Genomic DNA, 12,614 nt, shown 5'->3' with positions numbered 1-12,614 from the left:
GTTTTGACTTATTCCTTTAAAACAGGAATAAGTCAAATTTTATATTAAAGATCAAAATCTTTTTTTATTTCTTTAATCGCTTCTTTTACTTGTACCTTAATACTTTTAAAAGTTTCGATAATATCTTTTTTCTTGCCTTCAGCCTTTGTCCAAGCTTCTACTTGCAAAATTTCTTCAAAAGCCACATTTAATCCCATTAAATCTAATGTTGGCTTTATTTTGTGTGCGTACGAATAAGCATATTTATGATCCTTCTTTTTAATTCCTTCTTTAATTTGTTTCAAATCTTCTGGTACTTCTGTAACAAATAAAGTTAAAATCTGATTTACAAATTCAGGATCGTTATCTGAAAGCGCATATACTTTCGAAAGGTTGTATTTTAAAGCCATTATTTTACTTGTATTCTGAATAATTTTTTATCTTCTAAAAAGCCTTCTAAAACATCATTTGGTTTTACAGCCGCAACACCTGCCGGCGTTCCTGTAAAAATAATATCTCCAATTTTTAAAGTAAAAAACTGAGACACATGTGAGATTAATTCATCAATCTTCCAAAGCATCATACTAGAGTTTCCTTTTTGAACTGTTTCTGAATTGCTTCTTAATTCAAAATTAAGATTTTCCATAGAAACAAAATCAGTTTTTGGCAAAAAATCACCAATAACCGCAGAACCATCAAATGCTTTGGCTTTTTCCCACGGAAGCCCTTTTTCTTTCAATTTACTTTGCAAGTCTCGAGCAGTAAAATCGATTCCTACACTTATTTCATCATAATATTTATGAGCAAATTTTGGCTCAATATATTTTCCAACTTTATTAATCTTTACGATTATTTCAACTTCATGATGAACATCTTCAGAAAATTCTGGAATTACAAACGGATGCTGTTTCAGTAAAACCGCAGAATCAGGCTTCATAAAAACAACAGGCTCACTCGGACGCTCGTTTTTCAACTCTTCTATATGATTGGCATAATTCCTGCCGACACAAATTATTTTCATTCTTTTTCAAGTTGCTAAGATACTAAGATGCTAAGATACTACGAATCTGAAAAAACTTAGAATCTCAGAACCTTAGCATCTTAGAAACTTATTTCGTATTTAATTTTCTTAATTTAATTGCTGTCAAAACTTTTTTGGTATATAGAGGAAAATCAGCATTTTGGATCCAGCTGAAATATCCTGGCTCTGTTTCTAGAACCTTCTCCACTTTTGCACCTTTATGTTTTCCAAAAGTAAAAATTTCTTCGTCATCTTGATCAAAAGCAATCATTCCGGCAAAATCTGCTATTTTTTTACGTGTTGTAAATTCAGATAAAGATTTCATGTCGTTTTCTAATTCTGGATAACGATCTAATTGCGCTTTCAAGATTTCGTAAGTTGCCATTGTATCAGCTTCTGCTGAATGCGCATTATCCAAATTTTTTCCACAATAAAATTTCAAAGCAACGACTTAAGGTACGCTCTTCCATTTTATGAAAAATAGTCTGCACATCTACAGAAACTTTATTTTTCATATCAAAATCAACTCCTGCACGAAGCAATTCTTCTGCTAAAAGGGGAATATCAAAACGATCTGAATTAAACCCTCCCAAATCACTATCTTTAATCATATTGTGAATATGCGGAGCAAGTTCTGCAAAAGTTGGTTCGTTGGCTACTTTTTCGTCTGTTATGCCATGAACTGCAGTTGTTTGTGGAGGAATTGGAATTGTCGGATTAACCAACCAGGTTTTACTTTCTTTGTTTCCGTTAGGAAAAACTTTGAATATTGAAATTTCTACGATTCTATCTTTACCGATATCAATTCCCGTTGTTTCGAGATCAAAAAAGCAAATTGGCTTGTTAAGTTTTAATTCCATTTCTAATTTTTATAAGTTTACAAATGTAATTTTTAAAGCGGAATATCTCTCTTTATTCTGATTTTTTTTGTCGAAAAAAGCTTTCAAATCACGATTTTAACTTTTCTAAAATAAGCCTTTATCAAGATTGCGCATTTTCACTTAATTCTTTTCTTACAAAAGAAAAAATCCGATAAGTTTAAAACCTATCGGATTTGAATTTATTTTTAAAATGAATTTTAGAAATCTCTATCTACATCAAAAGCCTCTAAATATTCTGCTACTCTTTTCACAAAACTTCCTCCTAAAGCTCCGTCAACAACTCTATGATCATAAGAGTGAGACAAGAACATTTTCTGACGAATTCCGATAAAATCTCCCTCTGGAGTTTCAATTACAGCAGGCACTTTACGAATTGCACCAAGAGCTAGAATACCAACTTGTGGCTGATTGATAATTGGCGTTCCGAATACACTTCCAAAAGTACCAACGTTTGTAACTGTATAAGTTCCTCCTTGTGTATCATCTGGTTTTAGTTTTCCAGCTTTTGCACGGTTTCCTAAATCATTAACCGCTTTTGCCATTCCAACCAAATTCAACTGATCTGCATTTTTAATTACAGGAACAATTAAATTTCCGTTTGGCAATGCCGCCGCCATTCCTAAATTGATATTTTTCTTCTTAATGATATAATCTCCGTCAACAGAAATGTTCATTCCAGGAAAATCTTTTAAAGCTTTTGCAACTGCTTCCATCATAATCGGAGTAAAAGTCAATTTTTCGCCTTCTCTTTTTTCAAAAGCTGTTTTTACTTTATCTCTCCATTTTACAATGTTCGTTACGTCAACCTCAATAAAAGATTGTACGTGAGCAGAAGTCTGAACCGAAGCGGTCATATAACCCGAAATCAGTTTACGCATTCTGTCCATTTCAACAATTTCGTCAGCACCATTTACAGAAACTGGAACTGCTTGCTGGCTTTTTTGAGCAACTGGTTCAACTGCTTTCACAGGTTCCGCTTTTGGAGCCTCAACAATTTGAGGAGCCACTTCAACTGTTTTAGGAGCTTGAACAGCACCTGATTTACGAGCTTCTACATATTTTAGAATATCTTCTTTTGTTACGCGTCCGTCTTTTCCAGAACCCGCAATATTTTCAAGTTCGTTTAAAGAAACGCCTTCTTCCTTTGCAATATTTTTAACTAATGGAGAATAGAATTTATCTGAACTTGAAAAATCCTGAGAAGTTGTTACTGTTTCTTTAACCGCTTCGATTGTTTTTTCAATTTCAGCGACTTCAGCAGGAACCACAACTTCTTCAACTTTATTTGTTACTGCACTTGGCTCATCGCCTCCTTCAGTTTCAATAATAGCTATAGTTTGCCCTACTTGCACTAAATCATCTTTACCAAACAATTGCTCAACTAAAATTCCTGATACTTCGCTAGGCACTTCGCTGTCAACTTTATCTGTTGCAATTTCGAGTACGGCTTCATCAGCCTCAATTTTGTCTCCAACCTCTTTCAACCAGTTTGTTATGGTTGCTTCAGCGACACTTTCTCCCATTTTAGGAAGCTTTAATTCAAATCTTGCCATATTGTTAATCTAAAAGATGTTTTTGATTTTCAGATTGCGAAATTAACGAAAATTTTAAACATAAATTTCATTTAATATAATTTTTTACTCAATTTTCACGATTTGCCCTCTGTCATTCCTTGAATTACTTCCAATAATAAAACCCATATTTTTGGGAAAAATTTTAAAAGTAACCTGCTTATCTTTAAGAGTTTCTATGATTTCGATACATTTTTTGAATGAAATATAGTGATTATCCAAAATGATCTCTGTCTTTTTACCCTTTAAAATTAGGCACGAATTTACCATTTTTTCTTCTTTGAAATCTAAAAAAGCAACTTTATTTTCCAAAATCGGAGCCAGTTTTTTAGCGAAATTCTCATTTTCGGAGCATAAAAAATAACTTTCTGGCAATGGATTTTCTTTTGGTTTTCCTTGAAACTTTTTTGCAACAGAAAACAAAAAAGAGCCAATTTGAATAAAGGCACTAAAAAACTGCGATTTCTTAAAATGCTTCTGATAAAAGAAATTCATGGCTTCTTGAAAACGCATCATATATTTTTCGTCTTTTACAGTGCTTTCTCCTTTATAATGTAAAACTGTCGTTTCGTGAAAGTAAAAATTTATTTTCCCGATTTGTAAAGCTCGATAAGACAAATCAATATCATCGGCATACATAAAACAATTTTCGTCAAAACCATTTAACTCTTCGTAAACTTCTTTTTCTAGAAACATAAAAGCTCCAACGAGAATAGTCGCTTTTCCTGTTTCATTTTCATTTAAATGCTGTGCGTAATACCGATTAAAAAGTTTGGTTTTAGGAAAGATTTTATACAATCCGAAAACTTTTGTGAACGCTACCCAAGGCGTTGGAATTCCGCGTTTACTCTCTGGAAGAAATTCACCGGTTCCGTCAATCAATTTACAGCCAATAATTCCGAGATTATTTTGCCTTTCGGCGAAAGCCAGAATCTTTACAAAAGTATCTTCTGCAACAACAGTATCAGGATTCAAAATACAAACATACTTTCCTTTCGCTTGACGAACACCAATATTATTGCCTTTTGGAAAACCAAAATTATCTTTGTTTTCTATCAGTTTTATGCTAGGAAATTTTTCTTTCATCATCAAAACGCTTTCGTCTGATGAATTATTATCAACAACAATAATTTCTGCGTCGATTGTCGCAATTGCTTCCTGAACGCTTAAAAGGCATTGTTCGAGAAAGTAACGCACATTGTAGTTTAAAATAACAATCGATAATTGCATGAATAATTGAGTCTGTAGATTTTGGCCGAAGTTAGAAATTTTCTGATAACCCCAAGCGCAGCGACCAGTCGTTTTTACTAATTCCGTAATCTAAAGCGAGATTACTGCCATTGCGTTTGTTCCATTTTATTCGAATTCCAGTTCCAACTGCAGGATTCCATTTTTTGAATTCATAAGTATCAAGTTTAGAAACCGAAGAAACATTGGTAAAAAATACAGCACCAAAAAATCCGTTACGGCTTATATCGGTTCTATATTCGGTTTCAAAATAAACCAAAGCATTGCTTCTATATCTGTTTTTAGTAAAACCGCGCCCCGTTTTTCCTTCTCGATCCCAACCAATACTTGGCAAATCCAAATAATGCGGTTTTCCTCCAAAAGTCGACCAAAAAAAAGCTCTTGATGCCCAAACTCTATGTTTGGTTTTGCTAAAAGAGTGGTATTTTCTAGCATCAAAATATATAGACTGCCACTTGTCTCCTTCTACTCCGCTGGTATTGAGTCGTAAATCGGCTTCGACATACAAACCTTGTTCAGGATTAATAATATTTTCTCTTGAATCGTATAACCCTTGAATTGCAAATCCGAAAGAAGTCTCGTCAGAATAATCACCATTCATGTATTTATAATAATCTGTTTCTCCGTCTATATAAGATTCTTCAGAAATATTTTTATAATTATCAAAAAGAAAACCAACTCCCAAACGATAATTCCCGACAATCTGCCTTGTAATAAACTGATAAAAACGCCATTGCTGATAATCGAGCGTTGACATTTCTTTTTCTGAATTATCTACACCCAAACCATAAGTATCCTGCGGATAAATCATATACCGATAATCTCCAATAAGATTCCATTTATTATCACTTGTATAAATATAAGATTGGATGGGAAATACAAACTGATTGCTGAAACTAAAATAAGGCGAAAAGGTAATTTGGGACATTTTAGTTTTTTCTGCATCTCCCAAGTAAAAAGTAGTTAGAAAAGAAACAACCAAACCATTACTAGAATTAACACCAACCGAACGGGCAATAAAGAAAAAGCCAGTTTTCGTTTTCTATCTGGACGAATAGTATCCTGTTTATCAAAAATTTTATGAATGACGTCCAAGATATCCCGAGTTTCCACGGCTGTACTATCGTTCTGAGCCTGACAAAACGATCCTATAAAAAATAAAACTAAGATGTATTTTATTTTTAAACTATTCACACACAATATCTTAAAACCCGTTTCTTACAAATTTAAAATTTTATTAAGAATATAGACAAGTTTATGCTCGAAAGTTTATAAGTGGTAATTTTTAATCGCAGTTACAGTTTTCAGATTGTAAACTGTAACTGCGACTAAAACTACAAATGAAGCTGGATTTTATATCTATTCAAGATTTTCATTACAAAAAGCATAATGACAGAAAATAATAAAGACCACAAGATTCCTGGAACTCCTACTCTGAAATATCCTGGAATAATATGAACGTTTATAAGCTTACAGAAATAATAAATTACACCTGGCAAAATATAAATCAATAACGGATTTGCTGCTGCAGGCATAAAAAATTCGCTCCATTTGGTTTGCTTTTTAACTTCCATTAGCCAATACAGAAAATAAAATAAAACCGTACAAATTGTCGCCGAAAACATAGTCCATGAAGGTGTTCCTTTGATTTTTGAAATTCCGAAATATGGGCGAAGCAAAATCGCTGTCACTGCAAATAAAACCGCAAAACCAATTACTGGCCAGTTGATTTTGGGACTGACTTTTCTATCAAAAAACAACAATGAAATAATTACTCCTGCCGAAACTAGAGAAGCATGTGTAAGATGTCCTGCTATAAAACTTAGCCAAGGAGTACTGTGCACAAATGAATTTTCGATTAAATTAAGAGAATTCATCGCAACAGAAAAAACTAAAAATGCAATCATTGCCCGTAAGTTTCCTGAAACTAACCAATAGTAAATAACCGTAAAAAGATATGCCCAACCAATTAAACCAAGTATTCCCCACCATTTTGGCGTCATTCCTCTTTCTCCTGTATCTCGAACATATAAAAAATACAATGTTATAAGAACTAAAATCCCTCCATATTGAAGCACATTTTTTAACCAAACAGGAAAATCTTTTGGATATTTATTCCAAATCGGAATTGGCATTGCATATGCTAAAAGTGCCCAAAGCACTGGCGTAATTATCATTTTAGAAGCATCGTAACCATATTCGGAATTGACCATAAAAACGCCAATTATGATAAGTGCAATAGCTCTTTTTAATGTATGCGTCCAAATTGTTTTAGGACTGTCTCCTTTGATAAGTCTAGCATTAAAAGCAAACGGAATAGACATTCCGACAATAAATAAAAAAGCAGGAAAAACTACATCAACAAAAGTCATGGCATCTGCATCTGCAGGCATATGCCTCATCCATTGTGGCACTTTTTGTATACTTGCCAACTCATTTACAAAAATCATTATAAAAATGGTAATTCCACGCAAAGCATCTATAGAAACAATACGCTGATTAAACAGATTCTCTTTTATTTTCATAATTTTTTACTTTTTTACTAAAAATCAAATATAACATAATTCTAAAATGTCTGGTTACAAATTCTAGATTAATTTTGCGCCTTATAAAACTGATTTTTACATTTTTGTCACATGTTATCATTCCTCAAATCAAAACCCATTTTAAAAGACCTGCTTGGCGGAAATTTTGTAGATATTCATTCTCATGTTTTGCCAGGGATTGATGATGGAGCAAGAAACATTACAAAATCAACAGAATTGGTTTTGTCTTTGCAAAAACTTGGAGTTTCTCAAATTATTACATCGCCTCATATTAAACATTATGTATGGGAGAATTCTCCAGAAATTATTGCGTCCAAACTTCAGGAAACCCAAAAAGCTTTAGAAGAAAATAAAATTAAAATGCCTCTTCAGGCTGCGGCAGAATATTTTATAGATAGCTGGTTCGAAAATCATTTCAGAGAAGAAAAACTTTTGACTTTAAAAGACAATTATGTCCTAGTTGAAATGTCTTATCAAAACGCTCCTTTAAATATTTATAAAACTATTTTTGAGATTCAATTAGCTGGTTATATTCCTGTTTTGGCACATCCTGAACGTTATGTTTTTTATCACAATGCGTTTTCTGAATACGAAAAATTAAAAAATGCGGGGTGTATTTTTCAACTAAATTTACTTTCTACTGTAGATTATTATGGCTCTAAAATCGGGAAAATTGCTGACGAACTTTTAGCGAAAGGAATGTACACTTTTTGCGGAACCGATGTTCATCATAAAAAACACATCGAAGCTTTTGACGAAAAAGTAAAAATTAAAAATATTGATTCTTTAAAAGAGATTATCGCTAACAATCAATTCTTTAAATTCTAAAAAAGTTTAGTAAGCGTTTTCCTCACCTTTAAAAATATTGATAACAGTTTTTACGATAATCTTTATATCAAGCAAAAAGCTCCAGTTTTCGATGTACCAAATATCGTATTCTACTCTATTTTCCATATCGCTTAGAACTTTTGTTTCGCCTCTAAAACCATTTACTTGCGCCCAACCTGTAATTCCAGGTTTTGCATATTGGCGCACCAAATAATTATTGATTAAATCACTGTATTCTTTGGCAAGATTAACCATATGCGGTCTTGGTCCAACAACCGACATGTCTCCAAAAAAGACATTAAAAAACTGAGGTAATTCGTCGATACTAGTTTTACGAATAAAGCCACCAAATCTAGTTATACGACTATCTCCTTTTTGTGCCTGTTTATTATGAGCAAGACCATTTATATACATGCTTCTAAATTTCAGACATGTAAAAGATCTATTATCTCTACCCGATCTTTCTTGTTTAAAAAACACAGGACCAGGCGATTCTAGTTTTATAATAATCATAATAATTGGAAACAGCCACGGAAAAACCAGCAAGATTACCAAACCTGAAAAACAAATATCAAAAATCTTTTTGAGAAGTCTGTTTGAAGCAAATTCCAGAGGTTCTGGACGAAACATTAAAACAGGTGTGTTTTCATAAAACGCAACCTCTACTTTACTTGCTTTTGTATACAGCTGAAAATCTGGAATAAATTTAATACGAACCATGTTCTGCTCACAAATTTTGGTTAGTTCGTTAATGATTTCGATGTTGTCAATATGCAATGCCACATACATTTCATCTACTTCATTCTCGTTCAAAAATGCTTTAATATCTTCAAAACCTCCGATAATCAAATTGGGATCAACAACTTTCTGATCCTTTTTTTCATCAAAAAATCCTAAAAAACGATATCCGTAAGTCAAATCTTTCGCTAGTACTTTTCGAATTTTTTCTCCAGACTCGTTTACGCCAACAACAATAAAGGTTTTAAAATTATATCCTTGCGCTCGAACATATTTTAAAAGTTTCATTGAAAAATATCGGGAAAACATCAGCAATCCAAAAAATATCAGGTAGAAATAAAACAAACGAAGTCTTGAAATATCATTATATTTTAGGTAAACAACGAATATTGAAACCAAAGCGGCGTGAATTGAAATCTTTTTGATAGTTCTCCACAATATCGATTCTATTGGTTCTACCCTAACACTTCGATTAGAGTCTTTTTGAAGCAATAAAGCCACCCAAATCAAAATGGCTACGAGCGAAATGGTTTTTTCGTCTTTAGACAATAATTTATCCAAATTTCCAAATCTTGCCAATGCTGAAAGTATAGTTGCGAGATTCAACAAAACAATATCGACTACTACAAACAAAAGTTTGTAATAACGTGAAATTCGATAGTGCGATAATTTTTGTAGAATTTTCATGTTGGGGGCTTGATTTTATCCAAAAGAATAAAAAAGACTTTTATGCAAAATAACACTTAAATTATATTTTTTTTATACTTATTTCATTCTATTATTTAAAACTTTACTTTTATCTTATGCAGACTTAACATTGCACTCATGCTAAAAATTGTTTTTTTCTTTTTAACAATCACCACTTCGGTTTACGCCCAAATTTCTGGTTGCACAGATCCACAGGCAGAGAATTACAGTTTGTCATCTAAACAAAATAATGGAAGTTGCACCTACAAAAATTTGAAACTCACGCCAGAATATTCTTTTCGATTAAGTGATTCTATAAAAGAAACTTCAGGATTAATTGCTTTTGAAAATTTACTTTGGACACACAACGACGATCATGACACTACAATTTATGGTTTAGATACTTTAGGAAGAATTAAAAAGAAAGTTGTTCTTCCGGTAGTTATCAATCATGATTGGGAAGAAATCTCTCAAGACGATACTTATATTTATATCGGCGATTTTGGAAACAATTATGCTGGAAATAGAACCGATTTAAGAATTCTTAAAATCGAGAAAAAGTCTTTTCTAGAACAAAATCCAAAAATAGAAACCATTTCATTTACTTATTCTGATCAAACTGATTTTTCTCCTTCAAAACCAAACAAAACCGATTTTGATTGTGAAGCTTTTATTATTTCCAAAGACAGCATTTACTTGTTTACCAAACAATGGAAAACGTCTAAAACTACTGTTTATGCACTTTCAAAAGAATCTGGATCTCAAATTGCAAAATTAAAATTGACATTAGACACAAAAGGTTTGGTTACTGGCGCCACTTATTTGGAGAACAAAAAACTAATTGTTTTGTGCGGCTACACTAAAATTGGAAAACCTTTCTTTTATCTGCTTTACGATTTTAAAAATCAGAATTTCTTGTCTGGAAATAAACGAAGAATCGATTTAAGACTTCCTTTTCATCAAGTAGAAGGAATTGCAACAAAAGACGGACTTCATTATTTTATTACCAACGAATCTCTCGTTCGAAAACCTATTTTGAACAATCCGCAACAAATTCATTATTTTAATCTGAGTTCTGTTCTTGGTTTGTATCTCGATAAATAATTCGCTATTGTAAGATAATAGTTTACTTTTGCAGAAAGTTATGTTTTAGAATACATCATAACTCATAATTTATAACTTATAATTACAAAGTGAATTACTTATCTGTAGAAAATATATCGAAGTCATTTGGCGAAAGAGTCCTTTTTGACAACATTTCTTTTGGAATCAATAAAGATCAAAAAATCGCTTTTATTGCAAAAAATGGTTCCGGAAAAACAACCATTATGAGCATTATTAATGGTTTGGAAGAACCAGACACGGGGCAAGTTGTTTTAAGAAAAGGAATTAGAATGGCATTTCTATCTCAAGACAACAACCTTCAAGATGAACTTACGATTGAAGAAAGCATTTTCGCTTCAGACAATGAAACGCTTAAAGTTATTGAAGCTTACGAAAAGGCTTTAGAAAATCCTTCTGACGAAGAAGCTTACCAAAAAGCTTTTGATGCAATGGATCAGCATAATGCATGGGATTTTGAAACGCAATACAAACAGATTCTTTTTAAATTAAAGCTGGAAGATTTTAAACTTAAAGTGAAAAATCTTTCTGGAGGGCAGAAAAAACGTCTTTCATTAGCAATAATTCTAATCAACCGTCCAGATTTATTGATTCTAGATGAGCCAACCAACCACTTAGATCTTGAAATGATCGAATGGCTTGAAAGTTATTTTGCAAAAGAAAACATTACATTGTTTATGGTAACGCACGACCGTTTCTTTTTGGAACGCGTTTGTAATGAAATTATTGAATTAGACAACGGAAAATTATACCAATACAAAGGAAACTATTCGTATTACTTACAGAAAAAAGAAGAAAGAATTACTTCTGAAAATGCCAGTATTGACAAAGCTAAAAACCTTTTTGTAAAAGAATTAGAATGGATGCGTCGTCAGCCAAAAGCGAGAACGACTAAATCAAAATCGCGTCAGGATGACTTTTACATTATTAAAGAAAAAGCACAAAGCCGACGTAAAGAAAATAAAGTTGAGCTTGAGATAAATATGGAAAGAATGGGAAGCAAAATTATTGAGCTTCATAAACTTTCTAAGAAATTTAAAGATCGTGTTATTCTAGATAATTTCAGTTTTGATTTCCAGCGTGGAGAAAGAATCGGAATTATTGGTAAAAACGGAACTGGAAAATCGACTTTCTTAAATCTTTTGACAGGAACAATTCCGCCAGATAGCGGACGTGTTGTAAAAGGAGATACTATCAAAATTGGTTATTATACACAATCTGGGATTAATCCAAAACCGGGACAGCGTGTTATTGACATTATAAAAGAGTACGGAGAATATATTCCGTTGACAAAAGGAAAGATTATTTCTGCATCGCAATTATTAGAGCGTTTTCTTTTTGATGCTAAAAAACAATACGATTATGTTGAAAAATTAAGCGGTGGAGAATTAAAACGTTTATACTTGTGTACAGTTCTAATTCAGAATCCAAACTTCTTGATTCTCGATGAGCCAACAAACGATTTGGATATTGTGACTTTGAACGTTCTTGAAAGTTTCCTTTTAGATTATCCTGGATGCTTATTGGTGGTTTCTCACGACCGTTATTTTATGGATAAAATTGTCGATCATTTATTTGTTTTTAGAGGACAAGGAGAAATCGAAAATTTCCCGGAAACTATTCTGACTTTAGAGCATATGAAGACAGTGCAGATGTTGCCCAAAAAGAAGAAAACAAAGCCGAAAAGAAAGATTGGAAACAAAATAATCCAACAGGAAATTTAAGTTTTAACGAGCAAAAAGAATATCAGAAAATCGAAAGAGAAATTAAAGATCTTGAGGCTGAAAAAGCTAAAATCGAACAATTATTCTCTGACGGAAAAGTTGCCGACGCTGATATTGAGAAAAAAGCAAACGAACTTCAAAACATTATCAGTAAGATTGATGCAAAGGAAGAACGCTGGTTTGAACTTTCTGCCAAACAGGAAGGATAGACTGACTTCAATTTGGTTACACAAAGATTATCTTTCGCTTTATTAAATATTAAAAAAAAT

The 12,614-nt window shown here is 32.5% G+C and carries 9 protein-coding genes and 2 pseudogenes; 3 read left to right on the top strand and 8 right to left on the bottom strand.

Annotation, left to right across the window (positions count from 1 at the left end):
- Positions 1-44: 44 nt before the first annotated feature.
- From P5P87_RS22455 to P5P87_RS22425, 7 genes and pseudogenes are all read right to left on the bottom strand, one after another.
- Positions 45-389, bottom strand: a complete 345-nt coding sequence (locus P5P87_RS22455; protein ID WP_008468078.1) for an Hpt domain-containing protein — start codon at positions 387-389, stop codon at positions 45-47.
- Positions 389-1,000, bottom strand: coding sequence for a fumarylacetoacetate hydrolase family protein (locus P5P87_RS22450; protein WP_111289096.1), 612 nt, complete (start codon positions 998-1,000; stop codon positions 389-391). Before P5P87_RS22450 ends, P5P87_RS22455 begins: the two co-directional genes overlap by 1 nt.
- Positions 1,001-1,088: 88 nt before the next feature.
- Positions 1,089-1,860 (bottom strand): annotated as a pseudogene (locus P5P87_RS22445) (exonuclease domain-containing protein).
- 218 nt (positions 1,861-2,078) lie between these two features.
- Positions 2,079-3,434: a dihydrolipoamide acetyltransferase family protein gene (locus P5P87_RS22440; RefSeq protein ID WP_278020665.1), complete on the bottom strand. Its 1,356-nt coding sequence runs from the start codon at positions 3,432-3,434 to the stop codon at positions 2,079-2,081.
- A gap of 84 nt (positions 3,435-3,518) precedes the next feature.
- On the bottom strand, positions 3,519-4,682 hold the full coding sequence (locus tag P5P87_RS22435; protein WP_278020664.1) for a glycosyltransferase family 2 protein: 1,164 nt from the start codon (positions 4,680-4,682) through the stop codon (positions 3,519-3,521).
- A gap of 31 nt (positions 4,683-4,713) precedes the next feature.
- Complete coding sequence (locus P5P87_RS22430; RefSeq protein WP_278020663.1) at positions 4,714-5,628, bottom strand: BamA/TamA family outer membrane protein; 915 nt, start codon at positions 5,626-5,628, stop codon at positions 4,714-4,716.
- Positions 5,629-6,034: 406 nt separating this feature from the next.
- Positions 6,035-7,225 (bottom strand): DUF5009 domain-containing protein, encoded by a 1,191-nt coding sequence (locus P5P87_RS22425; protein ID WP_278020662.1) that lies wholly within the window; start codon positions 7,223-7,225, stop codon positions 6,035-6,037.
- Positions 7,226-7,336: 111 nt separating this feature from the next.
- Between P5P87_RS22425 and P5P87_RS22420 the strand changes: the two genes are divergently transcribed.
- On the top strand, positions 7,337-8,074 hold the full coding sequence (locus P5P87_RS22420) for a tyrosine-protein phosphatase (RefSeq protein ID WP_278020661.1): 738 nt from the start codon (positions 7,337-7,339) through the stop codon (positions 8,072-8,074).
- A 6-nt stretch (positions 8,075-8,080) separates the two neighbouring features.
- Here the strand turns inward: P5P87_RS22420 and P5P87_RS22415 are convergent, their stop codons facing one another.
- Positions 8,081-9,499: an undecaprenyl-phosphate glucose phosphotransferase gene (locus P5P87_RS22415; RefSeq protein ID WP_278020660.1), complete on the bottom strand. Its 1,419-nt coding sequence runs from the start codon at positions 9,497-9,499 to the stop codon at positions 8,081-8,083.
- A gap of 138 nt (positions 9,500-9,637) precedes the next feature.
- On the opposite strand from P5P87_RS22415, the gene P5P87_RS22410 reads away from it, so the two are divergent.
- Together P5P87_RS22410 and P5P87_RS22405 are read left to right on the top strand one after the other, a co-directional pair.
- The gene (locus P5P87_RS22410) at positions 9,638-10,603 is read left to right on the top strand and encodes a T9SS C-terminal target domain-containing protein (RefSeq protein WP_278020659.1); all 966 of its coding nucleotides are present in this window, start codon (positions 9,638-9,640) and stop codon (positions 10,601-10,603) included.
- Positions 10,604-10,692: 89 nt separating this feature from the next.
- Positions 10,693-12,554: pseudogene (locus tag P5P87_RS22405) on the top strand (ABC-F family ATP-binding cassette domain-containing protein).
- Positions 12,555-12,614: the final 60 nt, after the last annotated feature.

This window comes from Flavobacterium ginsengisoli, assembly GCF_029625315.1.
Classification (GTDB): domain Bacteria; phylum Bacteroidota; class Bacteroidia; order Flavobacteriales; family Flavobacteriaceae; genus Flavobacterium; species Flavobacterium ginsengisoli.
This window is presented reverse-complemented; position numbering and strand designations above follow the sequence as displayed.